Origin of the sequence: Dietzia sp. CQ4 (assembly GCF_014145125.1) — a bacterium.
In the GTDB taxonomy this organism is placed as follows: Bacteria; Actinomycetota; Actinomycetes; order Mycobacteriales; family Mycobacteriaceae; genus Dietzia; species Dietzia natronolimnaea.
The window spans coordinates 12,756-35,070 of sequence record NZ_JAALDZ010000044.1; the positions used below are offsets into that span (position 1 = coordinate 12,756).

Sequence of the window (22,315 nt, forward strand, 5' to 3'; positions counted from 1 at the left end):
CGTACTGATCTAGAGTGGGGGATCTGCCCGACGGACGGACGAGGAGGTGAACCGACGTGGCCAAGAAGAACAAGAAGAAGGGTGCGTCGACCCTCGGCCGTGACGGCAGCGTGGTCGCGAGCAACCGCAAGGCCCGGCACGAGTACTCCATCCTCGACACCCACGAGGCGGGGATCGCGCTGTTGGGTACGGAGATCAAGAGCATGCGCGAGGGCCAGGCGTCGTTGGTCGACGCGTTCGCGACGATCGACGACGGCGAGGTGTGGCTCCGCGGGCTCCACATCCCCGAGTACTCCCACGGGAACTGGACCAACCACGCGCCCAAGCGCGCCCGCAAACTGTTGCTGCACCGTCGCGAGATCGATTCGCTCGTCGGCAAGGTGCGGGACGGCAACGCCACGCTGGTCCCGCTGTCCCTCTACTTCGTGAACGGGCGGGTCAAGGTCGAACTGGCCGTCGCCCGGGGTAAGCAGGCCCACGACAAACGGCACGACATCGCCAAGCGGACCGCCGAGCGCGAAGCCGTTCGCGAACTCGGCAGGAGGATCAAGGGCATGCACGCATGATGCCGGTCGCGCTGGCGTCGACCTCGGCGGTGGCGTACGGCATCAGCGACTACCTCGGCGGGGTCGCGTCCCGGCGGGCCCGTGCACTGAGGGTCGTCAGCGTGTCGTACCCGCTGTCGATCGTGCTGGTCGGGGCGGCGGCGGTGGTGTCCGGGGGGTCACCGACCCTGGTCGGGTTGGCCTGGGGGCTGACTTCGGGCCTCCTGTCAGGTCTCGCGGTGTGGTCGTTCTACGTCGCGCTCTCGCGCGGGCCGATGAGCGTGATCTCGCCGATCACGGCGGTTCTGGCCGCGTCGGTGCCGCTCGCGTTCGGGTTGGTGGCGGGGGAGCGGCCCGGGGCGGCAGCCCTGGTCGGGATGTCGGTGGCGCTCGTCGCCACGGTCCTCGTCTCACTGGAGAGCGACGAGGGTTCGTCGATCGGACACGGTCGCCTCACCTGGCCGTTGATGGCGCTCACGGTGATCTCGGGGCTGGCGTTCGCGGGCTTCTTCGTCCTGCTGGCACAGGTCCCGGCGGGTGAGGGGCTGTGGCCGGTCGCGGCGTCGCGGGTGGGCGCCACCGGGGTCGTCCTGGCGGCGGCGTTCGCCGCCCGCGAGTCGTTCAGGTTCTCCCGGCGCCTCATCGCCATCGGCCTGGTGATCGCCGTGTTCGACGCGGTCGCCAACGGAGCCTTCTACTTCGCCTCCCAGGCGGGCATGCTCTCGCTGGTGAGCGTGATCGCCGCGCTCTACCCCGCCTTCACGGTGGCGCTGGCCATCACGCACGGTGGGGAGCGCCTTCGCGCGGTCCAGATCGCGGGGCTCGCACTGGCGGGGGTGGCGATCGCACTGCTCGCGCTGGGCTGAGGTGGAGACGGAGCTCACCCTGGCGGTGGGGCCCCGGTCGGGGTAGGGTCAGTAGTCCGTCGATGAGAGTCGGCGGACCTGACGGGGCTGATGTGGTTTCGACTACGTGAGTTGACGCAGGGGAAGCGTGCCGGTGCAGGCCAGAGACCACCGTAAGCGTCGTGGCAACCAATTACGCGCCGATACCAATCAGCGCGACTACGCCCTCGCTGCCTGACAGCGAGCCCGTAGTCTGTCGGCCCGGGGTCGCCCTCGCCCCGGTCACCGGCATCATCTAGAGGGATCACCGGCTCACCCGGTCACGGGGTGGGTCGGGACATCCAACAGTGACTGGGATCGTCATCGCCGACATGTCCGCATGAGGGCGAGATCCGAGTAGAGGCCAACGCGGACTGCGCACGGAGAAGCCCTGCCGATGCTGCGGAGGACCCGGGTTCAATTCCCGGCAGCTCCACCATCGGGCCGAGCCCCCGGTCGATCACCGACCGGGGGCTCGGTGCATTTCGGCCTCGCCACCTGCCCGCACCTGAAAGAGGACTCAGGCGGTTTCGGTACCCTCTCGGTAGTCGCCAGTCGCTCGGAAAGGGCCGACGGTTTCCCAGTAGAGAAAGGCCCACCCACACGTGAACGCCAAGTCCGCAGGTAACAAGAGCACGAAGGTCCTGAAGACCAAGAAGAACAACGGGATGCTGATCACGGTCGCGGCGCTGATCGCCGTCGCCGTCCTGGTCCTCGGCGGTGTCGTGTGGATGGCCCAGCGGGGCGGCGAGGCCAACCCGATCACGTTCGGTGAGACGGCCGACGAGCTGATCGAGATCTCGGACACGGGTGTGATCGCGGTGGGGGAGGAGACCGCCCCGACCGTCCAGATCTGGGAGGACTTCATGTGCCCGGCGTGTGCCTCCTTCGAGGGGCAGAACGGTGAGCGGATCGCCTCCGCCGTGGAGGCCGGTGACCTGCGCGTGGAGTTCCACACCCTCAACTTCCTCAACCGCCAGTCGGCGTCGGGCGAGTACTCCACGCGGGCCATCGCCGCCGTCCAGTGCGTCGCGGCCAAGGATTCGCTGCCGGCCTTCTTCGACGTCAAGAACGCCTTCTTCGCCCAGCAGCCCGCCGAGGGCGGTGGCGACCGTTCGGCGAGGGAGCTGGCCGCCACCGCCGAGGCGGCCGGCGCGAACGCGGACTCGGTGGAGTGCATCGGCAACGTGGAGACCAACGGCGGGATGGAGAAGGCCTCGGACACCGCCGACAACTCGCAGGACAGTATCCGAGAGGTGACCGACCGCGTCTCCACCCCCACGGTCGCCTACGAGGGTGAGGTCGTGGAGATCGCCGATCCGGCCTGGCTGGACAACATCCTCGCCTGACCCCGGTCCGCACCGATCGGTACCGGCCCCGCCCGTCCAGGGCGGGGCCGGAGGCGATTTGGAGCGCCGAACCGGGATGGTGTAACTTTGGTCGAGCCGGTCGCCGAGAGGGGAACGGTGGAACAACCGATACGGGGCTATGGCGCAGCTGGTAGCGCACCACACTGGCAGTGTGGGGGTCAGGGGTTCGAGTCCCCTTAGCTCCACCCGAACGAACGATCCGGCAACGGATGGTTCATGCGAGCAAGAGCCCGGCCACTGGCCGGGCTCTTTTCATCTCTATCCCTGCTGCGCGGCCCACTCGGCGACCCGGCGTGCGCTCTCGGACTCCGACAGGTCCTCCACGCGGGACATGATCGACCATCGGACGCCGTACGGGTCCCGGATCGAGGCGTACCTGTCGCCGGAGACGAACTCGCTCACGGGTTCACGGATCGTGGCCCCGGCCTGTGCGGCCCGGTCGACCACCTCGTCGACGTCCGCGCAGTACATCCCGATCGAATAGCAGGCCACCTCCCCGGTGGGCGGGGGCACGAGCCCGAACCGGGGACTGGGCTCGCCGAGTTGCAGCCGGCCGTTGCCGAAGTCGAGTTCGGCGTGCACGACGATCCCGCCCATCTCCGTCACGTCGACCACCCGGGCGCCGAACACCGAGGAATAGAATTCGACCGCGTCCCCCGCTCTCTCGACGGCGAGGAACGGCGTGAGGCTGGTCGACCCGTGGGGGACGCCGTCGGTGGTGTGTTCTCCGGTGACCCCGGCCCGGGGCGTGGTGTTCTCTGTCATGCGATGAACCTACGAGGACATGCACGGGAGTGGCTTGAAGATTCGCGACGCCGTCGCGTCCGACACGCGGGGAGGGGACGATGGCCGACCTCCCTGATCGACGCGGGGTCCTCTATCCGGACAGGCTGCCCACCTTCCACCGCGAGGACGCGCCGTCGGAACTGCGTGACCGGATCCGTTGGTTCTGGATCCCGCGCTGGCGTCTCGCGCCGGGGGAGACCTCCCGGCAGGAGCTGCTCCCTTTTCCGGCGTCCAATCTCGTCGTCGACCCCGGAGGGGTCAGCCTCTCCGGACCGACGACCGGCGTCTCCCACCGGGACCTCAGCGGCAGCGGCTGGGCGGTAGGCGCCCTGCTCCGCCCGGCCGGATTGGCCTCGTTGGCGGCCGAGCCCCGGCGGCTCCGCGACGCGGAGACGCCCCTCGACGCCCCCGGGTTGCATCGTGCCGTCATGGCGGCGATGGGAGAGGTGGACGAGGTCGTCGGCCGGTCGTGCCCTGCTGATCAGGGCGGGGCCGACCAGCGCGAGTCCGTCGCCCGCGACCGGGCGCTGCGCTACTTCTCCGCGTGGGCCGCCGCGCACCTGGCCGCCCCGGACGCCGGCGGCGTCATGGCCAACGCCATGGAGGATCTCATCGCCTCGGACCGGTCGATCGTGCGTGTGGACCAGGTCGCCGCAGCCCTGGGCGTCTCGACTCGCGCGGTGCAGCGACTCGCGCACCGCTACGTGGGACTGCCGCCACTGAAGATGATCCGTCGGTACCGACTCCAGGAGGCCGCGCAGCGTCTACGCGAGGACCCGTCGGTGACGATCGCCCGGATCGCCGCGGAGCTCGGGTACTCCGACCACGCTCATCTCAGCGCGGACTTCCGCACGGTCCTCGGCCTGAGTCCCCGGTCCTACCGCCGCGCCCCCGGCGCCGCGGCGAAGGGGTCCTCCGACGGGTGACGGATGGGCACGATGCGCTGGCCGAGGGGGAGAAGGGCCAGCGGGACCATCTTCCAGCAGGCGATGCCGAAGGGGATTCCCACGATCGTCAGGCACAGCAGCAACCCGGCGAGCAGGTGGGCGATCGCCAGTTCCCAGCCGAGCACCAGGATCCACAGGACGTTGCCGATCAGGGAGAGCGCACCGGCGTCCCGGCGGAACTCGGTCCGCCGCCCGAACGGCCACAGGACGTACGCCGCGAGCCGGAACGAGGCGATGCCGAACGGGATGGTGATGATCAGGATGCAGGCGATGATCCCGGCGATGACGTACACGAGCGCCAACCACCAGCCGGCGAGAAGAAACCAGAGCACGTTTCCCAGGGTTCGCATCACACCACGGTAGACGCCGCGGCGGGCCTCCGGGCCGGGTACCGGCGCGCCGGTCGCGGGGCCTGACGCGCACGATGCCGGGTCCGGGGCCCAAAGCGCTGACGCCCGGCGAGGCATGTGTCATGTTTTAGTGATGGGTGTTCATAAGTTTGCCGTCACCAGGATTCCGCTCGTGCTGGTGCTCGTCACCGCTCTGGTGGCGACCGCTCTCATCTCGGTGTCCGTGCAGGCCCGGGCCGAGGCGCGGATGGCCGAGGGCTTCCACTGGGGGGTGGCCACCTCGGGCTTCCAGGTCGAGGGTTCAAATATGGATTCCAACTGGAAGCGCTACGTCGACGCCGCCGCCGCGCGTGGAGAGGCGGACCCGGTCAACGACGCCGTCGACTTCTGGAACCGGTACCCCGAGGACATCGCCCGTGCCGCGGACCTGGGCGTGAACACCTTCCGCCTCAGCGTGGAGTGGTCGCGCATCGAGCCGGAGCCGGGGCGGTACGACGAACAGGCCTTGCGTCGCTACGACGACATCCTGAGCACGATCAGGGCGCACGGCATGACGCCGATGATCACGATGGTCCACTACGTGTATCCGGGATGGCTGGTCGATCGCGGCGGGTTCCTCTCGCCGGACTCGGTGGAGGCGTTCGGGCGCTACGCCGAGCTCATCACCGAGCGGTGGGCCGGTAACGGGACGATGTGGGTCACCTTCAACGAGCCGCTGGTGTTCTTCAGTCACGAACTCCGCATCGGGCTGGTGGGGCTGCACCAGTTCAACGCATTCCGCGACAACGTGGTGGCGGCCCACAAGCTGGGATATCACGCCGCTCATCGGGCGGACCCCGATGCCATGGTCACCGCGAACGAGGCGTACCTCCCCGCCTTCGCCCCGGCCACGGACGATCTGCTGCTCAACCACATCCGCGACGAGCTGGACTTCATCGGGGTCGACTACTACTACGGCATCGCGCTCGACAATCTCACGACCATCCGTGCCGCGTGGGACGATTTCGCCGGCGTCCGTCCGCAGCCCGAGGGGATGTACGAGTCGATCGTCCACTACGCCAGGCACTTCCCCGGCAAGCCGCTGTTCATCGTCGAGAACGGGATGCCCACCCACAACGGCTACCGGGAGGACTCCTTCGAGCGCGGTGACTACCTCCGTGACGTCGTGTTCTGGATCCAACGCTCGGTCGCCGACGGCTACCCGGTGATCGGCTACAACCACTGGTCGCTGGTGGACAACTACGAGTGGGGGACCTACGACTCCCGTTTCGGCCTCTACCAGGTGGATGTGCTCACCGATCCGGCTCTCGAGCGCAGGCCGACATCCGGGGTCGACGCGTACCGGGACGTGATCGCGGGCGGTGGCGTACCGGAGGGCTATCGCCCGGTCCTGCCGGTGGGCACGTGCTCGCTGGGGACGATCCCCGACACCTGCCTCCGTCCCGTCGACGTCCACGGCCCGCTCGCGCGGCTGGCGGGCTGACGGCCCGGGCCACCACCGACGAGCCCTTCTCCAGCCGGCCCCCCGGACGTAGGGTCACCCCATGGATCGGTTCGCCTCCGTCACCGGGGAACTCGACGCCCTGGTCGACTCCGGACGGCTGACGGGATACGTCTGCGGGGTACGGCAGGACGGTCGATCACGGATCGCGTCGGGTGGGACGCGGTCGCCCGGCGGCCCCTCGCTCGACCCGGATGCGGTGTTCCCGCTGTCGTCCAACACCAAGCCGGTGGGCGGCGTGCTCGCGCTGAGGCTGGTCGAGCTCGGGATCCTCTCGCTCGACGACCCGGTGGCCACACATCTGCCGGAGCTGTCCGCCCCCAGGGTCCTCGCCCGGCCCGGCGGGCCGATCGACCGGACCGTACCGGCCGGGCGACAGATCACGCTGCGCCATCTCCTCACCATGACCGCCGGCGTCGGCTGGGCGGGCGAGGGCAGCCCGCTGTCCGACGCCATGAGCGAGCGTCTGGTCGCACCCGGCCCCTACGCACCGCCGATGGAGCCGGACGAGTACCTCCGGCTGCTGGGTGCACTGCCCCTGGCGGACCAACCCGGGCGGGGTTGGCACTACCACACCGGCAGTGACGTCCTGGGGGTGCTCCTGGCGCGGGCAACGGGCGCCAGCGTGTCCGGGTTGGTGGCCGAGTACGTCACGGGGCCGCTCGGACTGGCGGACTGCGGGTTCACCGCCGACCCGGATCGGCTCCCCACCTGCTACGGGCTCGGACCCGACGGGGCCCTCCGGCCGCTGGACATCCGGAGCAGATTCGATCGCCCACCTCGCTTCGAGTCCCTGGCGTGTGGGCTGGCCTCGACCGTCGCCGACTATCTGGCCTTCCTCGACGTCCTGGTCGACGGCGGGACCGTCCTGGGTCCGGAGTTCGCGGAGATGATGACGACCGACCACCTGACCCCGCGGCAGCGCGCCGATGCGGAGGGGTTCATCGGACCCGGCTGTGGATACGGGATGCAGGTGGAGATCCGCCCGGACGGGGTCGTCGGCTGGGCGGGGGGACTGGGGACGATCGGCTACGTCGACCGGCGCACGGGCCGCTGCGCGGCGGTGTTCACCACGCAGTCGTTCGACGTACCGGGGACGGCGGACGCGCTGGACTCGGTGTGGGAGCTGGTGCGGTGATCGGGCGGCGGTGCCTGGTCGGCCGGTGTCCGGTCGACCACCGACCGCAGGGGCGTCACCCCTCGCGCCACCAGGTGTCGAGTGGCGTGGCCGGGACCGCCCGCTTGTGGCGGGTGGCCAGTAACAGCTGCTCGATCCGGGCAGCAGCCTGAGTCGGCACGCCGTCGCGGCCCTCCAGGTAGTCGTCGATCTGCTCGTAGGTCACGCCCAGTGCCACCTCGTCGGGCAGGCCCGGACGGTCGTCCTCGAGATCGGCGGTGGGGACCTTCCGCCAGGTCGACTCCGGGGCGCCGAGGTGCCGCAGCAGCGCTGCACCCTGCCGTTTGGTGAGGCCGGTCAGGGGGGTGAGGTCCACGCCGCCGTCTCCGTACTTGGTGAAGAAGCCGGTGACCGCCTCGGCGGCGTGATCGGTGCCGACGACGAGATGGCCGAGCTGCCCGGCCACCGCGTACTGCGCGACCATCCGCTGGCGCGCCTTGACGTTGCCGCGGACGAAGTCGCGGAGCGGGCCAGCGTGGCCGGGAAGGTCCTCCAGTGCAGTCGCGGCAGCACCGGAGGCGGCCTCCGAGGCCGCTCGGATGTCGACGGTGACGCGGGCATCGGGCTGGATGAAGTCCAGGGCCGCGACGGCGTCGTCCTCGTCCGCCTGGGTTCCGTGGGGGAGGCGCATGGCGACAAACAGCGCGTCGGGCAGGCCCTCGTCGCGGAGCTTCTCGGCGGCGAGCTGGCACAGCCGACCCGTCAGGGTGGAGTCCTGGCCCCCGCTGATCCCCAGGACGAAACCCGTGGCGGGGGTGCTGCGGAGATACTCGGCCAGGAACGCCACCCGCCGGGCCACCTCCTGCTCCGGATCGATGTCGGGACGAACGCCGAGTTCGGCGATGATGGACGCGCGGAGAGCGCCGGTGTCTGCAGAGGACTGGGTCATGGCGTCAGCATAGGAAGCCGGTGTGACTTCTGTGTGACATGCGGACGGGCCACGCGAGGTGCCCGGTTCCGCCGGTTGGAGTTCTGACGGGGCAGTCCGTTACGATGGACCAGTTGTGTGTCGTGCATCCGACCTCCGGGTCGGACGTGTCGCGCAGTCATCCCCAGTCGTGTCGGCGGCCATCACGGCCGCCCCGAGAGCCTAAGGAGCGCCAGATGAAGGTCCGCAAGTCCCTTCGGTCGCTGAAGAACAAGCCGGGCGCCCAGGTTGTCCGTCGTCGCGGCAAGGTCTACGTGATCAACAAGAAGGACCCCCGTTTCAAGGCCCGCCAGGGCTGAGTCTCGTCCGCGTGGGATCCCACGCACCCTCGAGGGCCCGCCTCCGGTTCGCCGGTGGCGGGCCCTCGTCGTCGTCGTGGGGGCGGGGCAGACCCGCGCCGACGGTGACCCCCGACGACCCCGCCGCCGCGGGGCCTCCCGGTGCCCCTTCCGTGACGGTGGCCCCGTCGCCCCTGTGGAGCGGTTGGGGACAAGGTGTGGGGTGGTTGGGGACGACCTGTGGGGCGTCGGACGGGGTCTCCGGCACCGTCTCGCGCGTGGCAGAGTGACGGTCGCGGGGCGAGGCGGCGGCGTTCGGGCCGACCGTGACAACGGTGGGTGGGAAGTGTCCACAAGGCGGGATCGCGACCTGGGAATACCACCGTTGTAAGACCAAAATGTTGTGGTCGATTGACTCGTCGGACACTAGGGGTAGTGTCTAGGGTGTTGCGGCCCCCGATGAATGCCACGTGTGGCATTCGGGCTGTGAACCCTGACAGACACGACGGTTATCCACAGGCCGGGCGGAAGCGCCGGAACCGATGACCGTCCGAGAAGAGCCCCTCCGCGCCTCCCCGGCGCCCGTGCCGAAAGAGGTCCACGACTGATGGTCACCGTCTACACCAAGCCCGCCTGCGTCCAGTGCAACGCCACCTACAAGGCGCTCGACAAGCAGGGCGTCGAGTACCGGGTGGTCGACATCTCCGTCGACGACGACGCGCGTGAGTACGTGATGGCCCTCGGGTATCTCCAGGCTCCCGTCGTGGTGTCCGGTTCCGATCACTGGTCGGGTTTCCGGCCGGACCGGATCAAGGCCCTCGTCACCGTCGCGGCCTGACCCCGGGGCGGACCCGGAACACATGTAGATCCGAAGGGGGCAGTCATGGCGGCTCCGCTGTCGGCCACCGAGCCGGTGAGGATCGTCTACTTCTCCAACGTCTCCGAGAACACCAAGCGGTTCGTCGACCGTCTGGGGCTCCCGGCGCTGCGCATACCCACGCGGAGGACCGAAGCGGGGCCGATCGTGTCGGACCCGTATGTTCTGATCGTCCCGACGTACGGGGGATGCCTCGAGGTCACGGGCAGGACCGGGGCGTCGGTCCCGCGACAGGTGGTCACGTTCCTGAACAACGAGCACAACAGAAGCCTCTGCCGCGGCGTGATCGCCGCCGGTAACACCAACTTCGGTTCGGACTACGCGGTCTCCGGCGACGTGATCGCACGCAAACTCGAGGTCCCGTACCTCTACAGGTTCGAACTGATGGGCACACAAGAGGACGTCATCCGCGTCCGCGAGGGATTGGAAGAGTTTTGGCAGCACCGACCGTGACCCCCGAAGGCACCATCGCCGGCGAGGCGGGCGAGGGGCAGCGCCTGGATTACCACGCGCTCAACGCCATGCTCAACCTCTACGACGCGGACGGCAGGATCCAGTTCGACAAGGACCGTGAGGCCGCGCGGGAGTACTTCCTCCAGCACGTCAACCAGAACACGGTCTTCTTCCACAACCTGGACGAGAAGCTGGACTACCTGGTCGACAAGAACTACTACGAGCGGGAGGTGCTCGACCGGTACACGCGCAACTACGTGCGGGAGCTGTTCGACCACGCCTACGCCAAGAAGTTCCGCTTCCCCACGTTCCTCGGCGCGTTCAAGTACTACACCTCGTACACGCTCAAGACCTTCGACGGGAAGCGGTACCTCGAGCGCTACGAGGATCGCGTCTGCATGGTCGCCCTCACGCTCGCGGACGGCGACGAGGACCTGGCCCGCCGCCTGGTCGACGAGATCATCGACGGTCGCTTCCAGCCGGCCACCCCCACGTTCCTGAACTCGGGCAAGAAGCAGCGCGGCGAGCCCGTCTCCTGTTTCCTCCTGCGTATCGAGGACAACATGGAGTCCATCGGCCGCAACATCAACTCCGCGTTGCAGCTGTCCAAGCGCGGTGGCGGAGTGGCACTGCTGCTGTCGAACCTCCGCGAGCACGGCGCCCCGATCAAGCACATCGAGAACCAGTCCTCCGGCGTCATCCCCGTGATGAAGCTGCTGGAGGACTCCTTCTCCTACGCCAACCAGCTCGGCGCCCGCCAGGGTGCCGGTGCGGTGTACCTGCACGCCCACCACCCGGACATCTTCAAGTTCCTCGACACCAAGCGGGAGAACGCGGACGAGAAGATCCGCATCAAGACCCTGTCGCTGGGCGTGGTGATCCCGGACATCACGTTCGAGCTGGCCAAGCGCAACGACGACATGTACCTGTTCTCGCCGTACGACGTCGAGCGGATCTACGGCAAGCCCTTCGCGGACGTCGACATCACGGAGCACTACACCGAGATGGTCGAGGACAGCCGGATCAAGAAGACCAAGATCAACGCGCGGCACTTCTTCCAGACCCTCGCCGAGCTACAGTTCGAGTCCGGATATCCGTACATCATGTACGAGGACACGGTGAACCGGGCCAACCCGATCGCCGGCAAGATCACCCACTCGAACCTGTGCTCGGAGATCCTCCAGGTCTCCACGCCGTCGACGTACAACGAGGACCTCACCTACTCGCACGTGGGTAAGGACATCTCCTGCAACCTCGGCTCCCTCAACATCGCCAAGGCCATGGACTCACCGGACTTCGGCCGGACCATCGAGACGGCGATCCGGGGCCTGACCGCGGTGTCCGACCAGACCCACATCGACTCGGTCCCGTCGATCGAGCGGGGCAACGCCGAGTCCCACGCGATCGGCCTGGGGCAGATGAACCTGCACGGCTACCTCGCCCGCGAGCGGATCCACTACGGGTCCGAGGAGGGCGTGGACTTCACGAACATCTACTTCTACACGGTGCTCTACCACGCGGTCCGCTCGTCGAATCTCCTCGCGCGGGAGCGGGGGACGTGGTTCGCCGGGTTCCCGGAGTCCACGTACGCGTCCGGTGAGTTCTTCGACAAGTACACGGACAGGGTGTGGGAGCCGGCCACCGAGCGGGTGCGCCAGCTGTTCACCGAGGCGGGCGTCGCGGTGCCCACCCAGGAGGACTGGCGCGCACTCAAGGCCGACGTGCAGCAGTACGGCATCTACAACCAGAACCTGCAGGCCGTGCCGCCCACCGGGTCGATCAGCTACATCAACAACTCGACCTCGTCGATCCACCCTGTCGCGTCCCGGATCGAGATCCGCAAGGAGGGCAAGATCGGTCGCGTCTACTACCCGGCGCCCTACCTGACCAACGACAACCTGGACTACTACCAGGACGCGTACGAGATCGGGTACGAGAAGATCATCGACACGTACGCGGCGGCCACCCAGCACGTGGACCAGGGACTCTCGCTGACCCTGTTCTTCAAGGACACGGCCAGCACCCGCGACGTGAACCGCGCCCAGATCTACGCGTGGCGCAAGGGGATCAAGACCCTGTACTACATCCGCGTGCGCCAGCTCGCGCTCGAGGGCACCGAGGTCGAGGGCTGCGTCTCGTGCATGCTCTGACCCCCGGGCCTCAGGCCTGCGCCCCGAACCGCCCCCGCCATCACGAGGAGATCCGATGACCGCCGAGCTGCACGCTCCGGGATCCCACAGCCCCGCCGCCGGGGTCGCCCCCCGGCTCGTCGACCGGGTGTCGGCGATCAACTGGAACCGCGTCACGGACGAGGTCGACGATCAGGTCTGGGGTCGGCTCACCAGTAACTTCTGGTTGCCGGAGAAGGTCCCGGTGTCCAACGACATCCCGTCGTGGCAGACCCTGACGGACTCGGAGCAACAGCTCACCACCCGGGTCTTCACCGGCCTGACGCTGCTGGACACCCTCCAGGGGACGGTCGGCGCGGTGAGCATGATCCCCGACGCGTCGACCCCCCACGAGGAGGCGGTGCTCACCAACATCGCGTTCATGGAGTCGGTCCACGCCAAGAGCTACTCCACCATCTTCTCGACGCTGTGCTCCACTCCGCAGGTCGACGACGCCTTCCGCTGGGCGGAGGAGAACACCTTCCTGCAGCGCAAGGCGCACATCATCCTCGGGTACTACTCCGGGGAGGATCCCCTCAAGCGCAAGATCGCCTCGACCCTCCTCGAGTCGTTCCTCTTCTACTCGGGCTTCTACCTGCCCATGCGCTGGTCCTCGCGGGCCAAGCTCACCAACACGGCGGACATCATCCGGCTCATCATCCGGGACGAGGCCGTGCACGGCTACTACATCGGATACAAGTACCAGCGTGCCCTCGAGCAGATCGGTCAGGCCGAGCGCGACGAGTTGAAGGATTACACCTTCGAGTTGCTCTTCGAGTTGTACGACAACGAGGCGGACTACACCGAGGACCTCTACGACACGGTGGGGTGGACCGAGGATGTCAAGAAGTTCCTGCGCTACAACGCCAACAAGGCGCTGATGAACCTCGGATACGAGGGGATGTTCCCCAAGGACGAGACCAACGTCGACCCCGCGATCCTCTCGGCGCTCAGCCCGAACGCCGACGAGAACCACGACTTCTTCTCGGGTTCCGGCAGCTCCTACGTCATGGGCAAGGCCGTCGCCACGGAGGACGAGGACTGGGATTTCTAAGCCTGGTTTCCAGCCCCAGCCGGCTTGGGGCTTTACTAACATGCAACTAGCGGTTCCCTGACCGGTCCCACAAGTGATCCGATCGTTGGTGACGGCAACTTGCCAAGTGTGTTTCGACAAGTCGCGAGCTGAGTGTCGGTTGTTGCTCCTCGCACAAGCGCGAGGAGTATATGGTCGCGCTGCGTACACGCACGGGAATCGGGGAGGCATGTGCTTGCGGGGTAGTCGTTGGCAGCAACGTCTCTTGATCAACTCGATTCCAATCGGCTCGGGCATGTTCCTAGCCTCGCCACTGGCAGCGGAGGAGTGGGAATGATTGAGAAGGTCCGAATACGTGGCTTCCGAAAGTTCAGTGACTTGGTCTTTGAGCCGCATCCCAGATTCAATGTGCTCGTTGGTGACAATGATTCGGGGAAGTCGACCCTCCTTGAGGCGATTGGCTTGGCGCTCACTGGTCGTGTCAACGGTCGGCCAGCATCTGAAGAGCTCAACCCCTATTGGTTCAACCGTGACCATGTGACGGCGTTCTTCCAGGCTCGTTCGAGCGGTCGGACGGTGGCACCGCCAGTCATTGACATCGAAGTCTTTCTGGCGGATAGGGACGAGTTTGCCGAGCATCTGCTTGGTGCACACAACTCCGATCAGCCGACTCGTGAATGCCCGGGGGTCCGGATGCGTATCGAGCCGAACCCGGAGTATGCGGAGGAGATTGAAGCGCACCTGAATTCGGTGACCGCAATCATTCCAGTCGAGTACTACAAGGTCGACTGGTGCTCGTTCGGAGATAAGGTCTTAACGGCGCGTCCCAAGGAACTGACTACCGCGATTATTGACTCGCGCACAATCCGATCAAATAATGGCGTCGACTACCATCTGAGACAGATTCTCAACGACCACCTCAAGCCCGACGCTAAAGCACAAGTCTCCTTGGCGTTCCGCAAGGTCAAGGAGGAGATGACTAGACAGCACCTTAAGGCCCTAAATGATGAAATGGAGGAGCTCGAGGGCGCTCTTGATGACAAGCCCATCTCGCTCGCCATGGACCAGTCCTCGCGCGGATCGTGGGATTCAAGTGTCGTGCCACACGTGGCCGAGTTGCCGTTTGCGATGGCCGGCCAGGGTCAGCAGGCTGCAATCAAGATCGCGCTCGCCATGAGCCGTGAGGCCGACAGAGCACGCGTGGCTATGGTTGAGGAACCAGAGAACCACCTGTCGCACACGAGCCTCAACGTGCTGCTCAAGCGAATCGAAGCGCTGGCCGGGGATGAGCAGCAACTACTCATTACGACCCACAGCTCGTATGTGCTCAATCGTCTCGGACTCGATGGACTGCGGCTTGTTGGCAGTGGAACGGTCGGCAAGTTCGGCGATCTCACCGAGGAGACCGTTAAGTACTTTAAAAAGCTGCCTGGTTATGACACGCTGCGAATGGTTCTCGCCGAAAAGTTTGTGCTGGTCGAAGGTCCTTCTGACGAGCTCCTGTTTGAGCGCTTCTTCAGGGACGAGGTTGGACGCCGTCCAATCGAGGATGGCATTGATGTCTTCTCGATGCGCGGGCTTTCGCTAGCACGGTGTCTTGAGGTGGCCAAGCTGTTGGACAAGCAGTGTGCAGTGCTCCGTGACAATGATGGTAACAAGCCAGCGGACCTTGTCGCTGAGCTCGGCGACCTCGTGCACGACACTCGGCGAAAAGTGTTCATCGGTGAACCGGCGCTAGGCGAGACCCTGGAACCACAGATTCTCTCGGCCAACCCAGACGAAGCTAAGATGCGGCTCATCTTAGGTGTCACTGACCGAGCTGGCCTAGAGACCTGGATGACCAACGCCAAGACAGAGGCTGCCCTCCGAATTGTTGAGTCTCCCCAGATCCTCACTCCGCCCCCGTACTTTAAGGAGGCGATCGAGTTCATCCGTGGCTAACAACAATCACTTGACACTGGCAGTCGCTGGATCGGGGAAGACCAAGGGCATTGTAGACGCGTGCGCGAGTGCCGACCCCAACGAGCGGATCTTGGTGCTGACCTATACCTCAGCGAACCAACGGGAACTGGGCAATCGACTCGCGACTGAGGCTGGGGACCGCCACAACACAGAGGTAAGCGGGTGGTTCTCGTTCTTAATTGGCCACTTCGTCCGGCCGTACCTGCCCTTCGCATTTCCGAACCAACGTGTCCGTGGTTTCGACTTCAAGAGCGAACCCCAGCAGGGTGCTGCCAACGAGGAGTGGCGACGGTACTTCAACCAGCGGAGTGAAGTGCGCAAGGTCCACCTCGCCCAGATCGCACACCGTGTAAACGATGCTGCTGGTGGCGCCCCCGTTCGCCGGCTGGAGCGAGTATACGACCGGATCTTTATAGACGAGGTTCAGGATCTATGTGGATGGGATCTTGAGGTGCTTCGGCTCCTCATGACGTCCGATATCCCGTTAGAGATGGTCGGTGACGTACGTCAGGCGATCCTGGTAACGAATCCGCGAGAGCGCAAGAACAAGCAGTACAGATATATGAGAATCTGGGATTGGTTTCAGGCTCAGGAGCGAGCCAGACGGCTGACCATTGACCAGAAGTGCATCACACACCGGTGCCGTCCCGAGGTTGCTCAGCTTGCGGACTCACTCTTTGCTACAGGTCGAGGCTTCGACCCCACAGTCTCTAGGAACGACACTGTTACAGATCACGATGGCGTATACCTTGTGAGGTCGTCCGACGTGGATGCCTATGTCCGTAAGTACAGCCCTCTGGTCCTGCGCCGAACAGCCGCCTCGGGCCGCAGATTCGACTATCTTGCTCCGATGAATATCGGCGTATCGAAAGGGCTTGGTCACAAGCATGTTCTGATCCAACCAACCAACGACATGAAGAAGTTGCTCCGTACGGGGGCGCAGCTTGAAGAGCAGGCTGCCGCCTACCTCTACGTGGCGGTAACGCGAGCCGAGCAGAGTGTGGCGTTTATCATTGATGATCCCGGTCAAAGCGAGCATCCACACTGGATTGCTTGCTAGAGCTTCGCCAATTCGCCGGTGTGTTGGGCGCACCGCTACTTGATGTCGACCTGGCACCTGCTCACGACACCGCCCACCTGGCGCGAAGCGCCGGAACGTCGAATATCACGGCGAGGTTCGGTAGAACTGGATCGCGTCTGAACCCCTCCAGGATGAAACAGTCATAGCTCAAGTTGCGAGTGGAAAGCGTGAGAGACGGAGGTGCGGTAGATCCGCAGGTCTGTAGATTCTCGACGAGATCTGGGACTGCTAGTTGCGATGTCCAGGCAGGTTGTTCCGGCTGGCAATGGTGGGTTCGGCTGACATGTGAAGGCCTCCGGTTATGAAGTGGAACTGTCTAATTCTTCGCTTCATCAACCAGGCGACCTTCCTGTCCCACGTTAACGCCCCCCTGACTCCATGCACCCGGTTGCGCTTGGCGAGACTGATCGTCGAGTGGGTTTAGACCTACTAAGCTGCGGTCGAGATGTTCATGCTCGCGCCCCGAGCCGCCAGGAAGTGGGCCGACCGCTACCGTACGCAAGGGGCCGGCATAACCGATCGCAGCTCACATCCCCGCACGAGCCCGAACCGCGCCTGCCCAGCGGTCATCCGCAAGATTGTGCGACTACGCTGTAGGCACCGGCTCGGGCCAATTCGGATTTGATGTGACCAAGTTTGGCAGCATCTCCGACGGTTGCCACCCGCCCCTACCCGTCCGGGGCGATCCCGTTGATGGAACTCCGGATGTCGTCGAGGACCGCGCGCGCGGCCACCGGGCCGGATCCCTCCCACACGGCCCGGTCCACGACGAACATGCGGCGGGCGCCCACCGCGTCGAGGTCCGTCCACCGCTCGGTGGCGAAGGCCTCCCGCGCGGACTGCTCCGAGCCGTCACCGCCGCCCACCACGGCGAAGATCACGTCACCGTCGAGTTCATCGCCCACGGGAGGAGACTCGGGGGCGGGTTCGATCCGCTGGCCGTCCCGGGTGCGCTGCGCCGGGGGCCGGCCGGCACCGACCGCCTCGAGCATGAGGCTCCCGAGTGTGTCCGGCCGCTGGACCGCGACGCCGTCGGAGACGGAGACGAGCGAGACCCAGGTGTCGCTCGGGGTGGAGGCGTCGGCGGTGAACCGGGCCCGGTCGATCACGTCCAGCAGGAGATCCCCGCCGGCACGCGGGCGCCCGTAGGCGTCGGCGATCGCCTCGGTGCTCTCGGTCCAGTTCAGAGCCCGCGCGTCGTACACGACCGTCGGGGCGACCTCCGCCAACGCCCGCACCACGGACGGGTCGGGATCGGGCGAGTCCGCCAACACGATGAGGTCGGGGTCGAGTTCACGGGCCGCGGCCGCGGCCTCCTCCGCGCCCGAGTCGCCGGTGATCGCGAGGTCGGGCAGTCCCACGAGGGGCGCGGGGAGGTAGACGTCGGCGTCGCGGGGCAGACCGGAGGTCCCGACGACGAGGTCCTGCAGCCCCAGGCCGCACGCGACGTCCACGGCCCCGGCCCCGAGCGCCAGGATCCGTTCCGGCGACCGGGGGACCTCGACCGTCGCGTCGGCCGGGTCCACGGACTCGACCTGCCTGACGCCGTTCCCGGCGAACTCGGCCGGCGCCGGTACGGGCGCACACGACTCCTCCGGTTCGGCGGAGCGCTGGAGCTCCTCGCCGGCCATCCGTGAGGGGGTCGTGGTGACGGGGTGCTCGACCATGTCGACGGGGGACGGCCCGCACCCGGCGAGCACGAGGCCGGCGACGAGCGGGCCCACGACGCCCACCGTGACCCGCACGGGGGTGGAAGGGTACCCCCGTCCGCGAGGGCGGTGTCGGCTCGGCGCGAGATCGGTCATGGGGGAGAGCCTAGGAGATGGGTCGCGGGCGCAGTCGAAGTGGAGGTCGAGGCGGGTCCGGGCGTCATCTCGGGCGTGTCGTGGCGGGGCCGGATTCCCGCAGATGACCCGCCCCGGCGAGTTCGGCGGGGTGAGTGGTGGACGCTCTCAGCGGAGGGTTAGGATTGCCCTCACGCACTATTCCTTTGCGTTCGACGTGGGGTCGGTGGTTCGACCCGCGGCGTCGGGTGAGGCGTTCAGGAGGACCCTTATGACCGCAGTGGCCCCCAAGCCGGTCGACGATCTCGACCATCCGCCGGGCGTACCCACGGGCACCGCCCGGCCGGGTTCGTTCGTGTGGAAGATGATGACGACGACCGATCACAAGCTGCTCGGCCTGATGTACATCGTCACCTGTTTCGTCTTCTTCTTCATCGGCGGGCTCATGGCCCTGCTCATCCGGGCGGAGCTCTTCGTCCCGGGCATGCAGTTCCTGTCCAACGAGCAGTTCAACCAGCTGTTCACCATGCACGGCACGGTCATGCTGCTGCTGTACGGCACCCCGATCGTGATCGGGTTCGCGAACTACATCATGCCGCTGCAGATCGGCGCCCCCGACGTCGCGTTCCCGCGACTGAACGCCCTGGGCTACTGGCTGTTCGCGGTCGGCGGCACGATCATGCTCTCGGGCTTCCTCACCCCGGGTGGTGCGGCCGCGTTCGGCTGGACCATGTACATGCCGCTGGCCGACAAGATCCACTCGCCGGCCGTCGGCGCGGACCTGTGGATCCTCGGTGTGGGCATCGGCGGTATCGGTACCATCCTCGGCGCCGTCAACTTCGTCACCACGATCATCTGCCTCCGCGCACCGGGCATGACCATGTTCCGTATGCCGATCTTCACGTGGAACATCCTCGTGGCGTCGGTCCTGATCCTGCTGATCTTCCCGCTGCTCACCGCCGCCGCTCTCGGCGTCTTCTACGACCGGCAGTTCGGTGGCCGCATCTACGATCCGGGCAACGGTGGCGCCATCCTCTGGCAGCACCTGTTCTGGTTCTTCGGTCACCCCGAGGTGTACGTCCTCGCCCTGCCGTTCTTCGGCATCGTCTCCGAGGTGTTCCCGGTCTTCTCGCGCAAGCCGCTCTTCGGTTACGCCGGTCTGATCTTCGCGACCCTGGCCATCGCCGCGCTGTCCATGGCGGTCTGGGCGCACCACATGTTCGTCACCGGTGCGGTGCTCCTGCCGTTCTTCTCCTTCATGACGTTCCTCATCGCCGTTCCGACGGGTGTGAAGTTCTTCAACTGGATCGGCACCATGTGGCGGGGCAAGATGACGTTCGAGACGCCGATGATCTTCGCGCTCGGCTTCATCGTGACCTTCCTCTTCGGTGGTCTGACGGGCATCATGATGGCCGCGGCGCCGATCGACTTCCACATCTCGGACACGTACTTCATCGTCGCCCACTTCCACTACACGCTCTTCGGCACGATCGTGTTCGCCACGTTCGCCGGCGTGTACTTCTGGTTCCCCAAGATGACGGGCCGGATGCTCGACGAGACGCTGGGCAAGTGGCACTTCTGGCTGATGTTCATCGGCTTCCACACCACGTTCCTCGTGCAGCACTGGCTCGGTAACCAGGGCATGGCCCGCCGGTACGCCGACTACCTGGCGACGGACAACTTCACGGTCCTCAACCAGATCTCCACCATCGGGTCGTTCATCCTCGGCATCGCGATGCTGCCGTTCATCTGGAACGTCATCAAGAGCTGGCGTTACGGCGAGATCGTCACGGTCGACGACCCGTGGGGTGCGGGCAACTCGCTCGAGTGGGCGACCTCCTGCCCGCCGCCGCGTCACAACTTCGTGACCCTGCCCCGGATCCGCTCCGAGCGGCCGGCGTTCGAACTGCACTACCCGCACATGAGCGAACGCATGCGTGCGGAGGCCCACGTCGGGGGCCGGGCCGCGGCCCAGGACCCGGCTGCGGTCAAGGACGTGGCCGAGCGCGGCTCGTCACCGCAGAGGGGCTGACCCACCCGCCCGTACTCACCCACGGGCGTCGGACCCCGCTGAACCCCGTCGGTAGGCTCGTCCTCCGGCGGGGTTCGGCGCGTGTGAGCCCGTCCGGTCCACCACCCCCAGTCGTCAGCACGAGCACTCGTCAGGAGCACACGTGAGCACCCCCGGTACCCCGGCACTACTCACCGTCACCGGTCCCGACCGGCCAGGTGTGACCGCGAGGATCATGTCGGTCCTCGCCTCCCACCACGCCGACCTGGTGGACGTGGAGCAGGTCGTGGTCAACGGCCATCTCTCCCTGGGGCTCATGGTCCGGGTGGACGCGGGCGCCGACATCGTGACCGTGGTCCGCGAGCTCACCGAGCAGGTCCACGAGCTGGGAATGCAGTTGGAGGTCCAGTTCGACGACATCGCGCCCCCCACGCCGCCCTCGACCCACGCGGTGGTGATCCTCGGCAGTCCGGTCACCGCGTCGGCGTTCTCCGCGGTGGCGGGTTCGCTCGCGTCGATCGGCGCGAACATCGACACGATCCGGGGGATCGCCGACTACCCGGTGACGGGGCTGGAGCTGCAGGTCTCGACCGCCGGCCGCGACGCCGCCGACGACGCCAGGCTGCGCGAGGCGATGGCGCCCCTGTCGGACGCGCACGGCGTCGACATCTCGGTGGACGGTGCCGGGCTGGGCCGCCGGTCCAAGCGTCTGGTGGTGTTCGACGTGGACTCCACCCTGGTCCAGGGTGAGGTCATCGAGATGCTCGCCGCCCACGCGGGCAGGGAGGCCGAGGTGCGCGCGGTCACCGAACGCGCGATGCGGGGGGAGCTGGATTTCGCCCAGTCCCTCCACGAGCGCGTGGCGACCCTGGCCGGACTGCCGGCCACCGTCCTCGACGAGGTCGCGGCCAGCATCGTTCTGACCCCGGGTGCGCGGACGACGATCCGCACGCTCAAGCGTCTCGGCATCCGCTGCGGAGTGGTGTCGGGCGGGTTCATCCAGGTGATCGCCGGCCTCGCCGAGGAGCTGGGTCTCGACTTCGCGCGGGCCAACACGCTCGAGATCGAGGACGGCGTACTCACCGGCCGCGTCATCGGCGAGGTGGTGGACCGTGAGGCCAAAGCCGACTACCTGCGCGAGTTCGCCGAGGAGCTCGGCATCTCGCTGAGCCAGACCGTCGCGGTGGGCGACGGGGCGAACGACATCGACATGCTCACCGCTGCGGGGCTGGGGATCGCATTCTGCGCCAAGCCCGCCCTCCGCGAGGTGGCCGACGCGTCGCTGTCCAAGCCGTTCCTCGACACCGTCCTGTTCGTCCTCGGCATCACGCGCGACGAGATCGAGGCGGCAGACACCGCCGCCGGCACCTACCGACGCGTCCCGCTCGTGTGACCGAGGGACCACAGGTCGAGGGGCCGCGTCCCGAGGAGCCACCGACCGACGCACCACCGGCGGGAGGTCCTGCGACCGGTGCCGCGCTCGACTGGTGCCACGCCCGACTTCGCGCCGGGTCGGCCGGGACCGAGGACCCGGATGACCGCGGCACCGTCCGATCCATGCCGATCGTGCTGCACCTGCCCAAGGCGGACCTCCCCGGACGGACCCCGCTGCTCGAGGCCGTCGCGGGCGCCGTCGCCGCGCTGTGCCTGGACGAGCGTGTCGCGCCGGGTGGGCGGTGGCACGAGGCCTACGGCGCGTGGTTGGACGCCCGGATGCGCAAGATCGCGCGGCGGGCGCGAGGCGCCCAGTGGCGTACCGCTCTCGAGGTCGACGGTGTGACCCGCGAGGTGGACGGGTGCGCGGCCCGGGCGTTCGTCCCCGGCCCGGTCGACGAGGTGGACCCGCGACTCGGCCGTCTGCAGATCGGGGGTACCGACCTCGAGCGTGACGATCCCGGCCCTCCGCCGCCGGGTGTGCCGGTGGTGTGGGTCGACAGGGCGCTGGAGATGTCCGTGGGGAAGGCCGCCGCCCAGGTCGGTCACGGCGTGATGGTGCTGATCGCGGAGATGGACCGCGACCGGCTCGAGCGGTGGATCGACGGCGGGCTCCCGGTGGCCGTCCGTGAGGCGGACCCCGCCCGGTGGCGCGACCTCTCGGCGGCCGTGTCCGCCCGTGCCCCGGGAGTGGCCGCCGTGGTCGACGCCGGGTACACGGAGGTCGCGCCGGGCTCGCTGACGGT

General features: G+C 67.0%; 20 protein-coding genes, 1 tRNA gene and 1 other RNA gene. 18 read left to right on the forward strand and 4 right to left on the reverse strand.

Annotation, left to right across the window (positions count from 1 at the left end; genetic code table 11):
• Positions 1-56 precede the first annotated feature (56 nt).
• The 5 genes from smpB to G6031_RS03305 all read left to right on the forward strand — a co-directional run bounded on the left by smpB (position 57) and on the right by G6031_RS03305 (position 2,984).
• Positions 57-566, forward strand: a complete 510-nt coding sequence (gene smpB / locus G6031_RS03285; protein WP_179524827.1) for an SsrA-binding protein SmpB — start codon at positions 57-59, stop codon at positions 564-566.
• Entirely contained in the window at positions 563-1,411 is an 849-nt protein-coding gene (locus tag G6031_RS03290; RefSeq protein ID WP_182638675.1) for a DMT family transporter, read from the forward strand. Before smpB ends, G6031_RS03290 begins: the two co-directional genes overlap by 4 nt.
• Positions 1,412-1,494: 83 nt before the next feature.
• Positions 1,495-1,868, forward strand: a transfer-messenger RNA (tmRNA) gene (ssrA, locus tag G6031_RS03295).
• 166 nt (positions 1,869-2,034) lie between these two features.
• The gene (locus tag G6031_RS03300; RefSeq protein WP_179524829.1) at positions 2,035-2,778 is read left to right on the forward strand and encodes a thioredoxin domain-containing protein; all 744 of its coding nucleotides are present in this window, start codon (positions 2,035-2,037) and stop codon (positions 2,776-2,778) included.
• Between the two features lie 133 nt (positions 2,779-2,911).
• Positions 2,912-2,984: transfer RNA gene (locus tag G6031_RS03305), tRNA-Ala, on the forward strand.
• A gap of 73 nt (positions 2,985-3,057) precedes the next feature.
• On the opposite strand, the gene G6031_RS03310 is transcribed toward G6031_RS03305, so the two are convergent.
• Positions 3,058-3,564 (reverse strand): VOC family protein, encoded by a 507-nt coding sequence (locus G6031_RS03310; protein ID WP_179524830.1) that lies wholly within the window; start codon positions 3,562-3,564, stop codon positions 3,058-3,060.
• An 80-nt stretch (positions 3,565-3,644) separates the two neighbouring features.
• On the opposite strand from G6031_RS03310, the gene G6031_RS03315 reads away from it, so the two are divergent.
• Positions 3,645-4,511 (forward strand): helix-turn-helix domain-containing protein, encoded by an 867-nt coding sequence (locus G6031_RS03315; protein WP_182652429.1) that lies wholly within the window; start codon positions 3,645-3,647, stop codon positions 4,509-4,511.
• Here the strand turns inward: G6031_RS03315 and G6031_RS03320 are convergent.
• Positions 4,463-4,882: a YccF domain-containing protein gene (locus G6031_RS03320; protein ID WP_179524832.1), complete on the reverse strand. Its 420-nt coding sequence runs from the start codon at positions 4,880-4,882 to the stop codon at positions 4,463-4,465. The genes G6031_RS03315 and G6031_RS03320 overlap by 49 nt on opposite strands.
• Before the next feature lie 133 nt (positions 4,883-5,015).
• On the opposite strand from G6031_RS03320, the gene G6031_RS03325 reads away from it, so the two are divergent.
• Positions 5,016-6,365 (forward strand): family 1 glycosylhydrolase, encoded by a 1,350-nt coding sequence (locus G6031_RS03325; protein WP_182652430.1) that lies wholly within the window; start codon positions 5,016-5,018, stop codon positions 6,363-6,365.
• 61 nt (positions 6,366-6,426) lie between these two features.
• The gene (locus G6031_RS03330) at positions 6,427-7,521 is read left to right on the forward strand and encodes a serine hydrolase domain-containing protein (protein ID WP_182652431.1); all 1,095 of its coding nucleotides are present in this window, start codon (positions 6,427-6,429) and stop codon (positions 7,519-7,521) included.
• Between the two features lie 55 nt (positions 7,522-7,576).
• On the opposite strand, the gene nadE is transcribed toward G6031_RS03330, so the two are convergent.
• On the reverse strand, positions 7,577-8,449 hold the full coding sequence (gene nadE / locus G6031_RS03335; protein ID WP_182652432.1) for an ammonia-dependent NAD(+) synthetase: 873 nt from the start codon (positions 8,447-8,449) through the stop codon (positions 7,577-7,579).
• A 215-nt stretch (positions 8,450-8,664) separates the two neighbouring features.
• Between nadE and ykgO the strand changes: the two genes are divergently transcribed.
• From ykgO to G6031_RS03370, 7 genes are all read left to right on the forward strand, one after another.
• Positions 8,665-8,787 carry a type B 50S ribosomal protein L36 gene (gene ykgO / locus G6031_RS03340; RefSeq protein ID WP_003852698.1) on the forward strand — a complete coding sequence of 41 codons (123 nt, stop codon included), beginning with the start codon at positions 8,665-8,667 and terminating at the stop codon, positions 8,785-8,787.
• Between the two features lie 586 nt (positions 8,788-9,373).
• The gene (gene nrdH / locus G6031_RS03345) at positions 9,374-9,604 is read left to right on the forward strand and encodes a glutaredoxin-like protein NrdH (RefSeq protein WP_277817551.1); all 231 of its coding nucleotides are present in this window, start codon (positions 9,374-9,376) and stop codon (positions 9,602-9,604) included.
• A gap of 45 nt (positions 9,605-9,649) precedes the next feature.
• Positions 9,650-10,096 (forward strand): class Ib ribonucleoside-diphosphate reductase assembly flavoprotein NrdI, encoded by a 447-nt coding sequence (gene nrdI / locus G6031_RS03350; RefSeq protein WP_182638681.1) that lies wholly within the window; start codon positions 9,650-9,652, stop codon positions 10,094-10,096.
• Between the two features lie 68 nt (positions 10,097-10,164).
• Entirely contained in the window at positions 10,165-12,246 is a 2,082-nt protein-coding gene (gene nrdE, locus G6031_RS03355) for a class 1b ribonucleoside-diphosphate reductase subunit alpha (RefSeq protein WP_241731034.1), read from the forward strand.
• Positions 12,247-12,301: 55 nt separating this feature from the next.
• Positions 12,302-13,318: a class 1b ribonucleoside-diphosphate reductase subunit beta gene (gene nrdF, locus G6031_RS03360; RefSeq protein ID WP_182609498.1), complete on the forward strand. Its 1,017-nt coding sequence runs from the start codon at positions 12,302-12,304 to the stop codon at positions 13,316-13,318.
• A gap of 312 nt (positions 13,319-13,630) precedes the next feature.
• Positions 13,631-15,238, forward strand: coding sequence for an AAA family ATPase (locus G6031_RS03365; RefSeq protein WP_182652433.1), 1,608 nt, complete (start codon positions 13,631-13,633; stop codon positions 15,236-15,238).
• The gene (locus G6031_RS03370) at positions 15,231-16,319 is read left to right on the forward strand and encodes a UvrD-helicase domain-containing protein (protein ID WP_182652434.1); all 1,089 of its coding nucleotides are present in this window, start codon (positions 15,231-15,233) and stop codon (positions 16,317-16,319) included. The genes G6031_RS03365 and G6031_RS03370 overlap by 8 nt, the downstream gene beginning before the upstream one ends.
• A gap of 689 nt (positions 16,320-17,008) precedes the next feature.
• Here the strand turns inward: G6031_RS03370 and G6031_RS03380 are convergent.
• A complete protein-coding gene (locus tag G6031_RS03380; RefSeq protein ID WP_241737162.1) occupies positions 17,009-18,145 on the reverse strand; it encodes an ABC transporter substrate-binding protein in 1,137 nt (378 codons plus the stop codon).
• 250 nt (positions 18,146-18,395) lie between these two features.
• Between G6031_RS03380 and ctaD the strand changes: the two genes are divergently transcribed.
• The 3 genes from ctaD to G6031_RS03395 all read left to right on the forward strand — a co-directional run.
• Positions 18,396-20,156 (forward strand): cytochrome c oxidase subunit I, encoded by a 1,761-nt coding sequence (gene ctaD, locus G6031_RS03385; protein WP_179524838.1) that lies wholly within the window; start codon positions 18,396-18,398, stop codon positions 20,154-20,156.
• A gap of 142 nt (positions 20,157-20,298) precedes the next feature.
• Positions 20,299-21,528, forward strand: a complete 1,230-nt coding sequence (gene serB, locus G6031_RS03390) for a phosphoserine phosphatase SerB (protein WP_179524839.1) — start codon at positions 20,299-20,301, stop codon at positions 21,526-21,528.
• A gap of 164 nt (positions 21,529-21,692) precedes the next feature.
• Positions 21,693-22,315 (forward strand): aminoacyl-tRNA hydrolase (locus G6031_RS03395; RefSeq protein ID WP_182652436.1); only part of this gene is annotated, 623 nt, incomplete at its 3' end.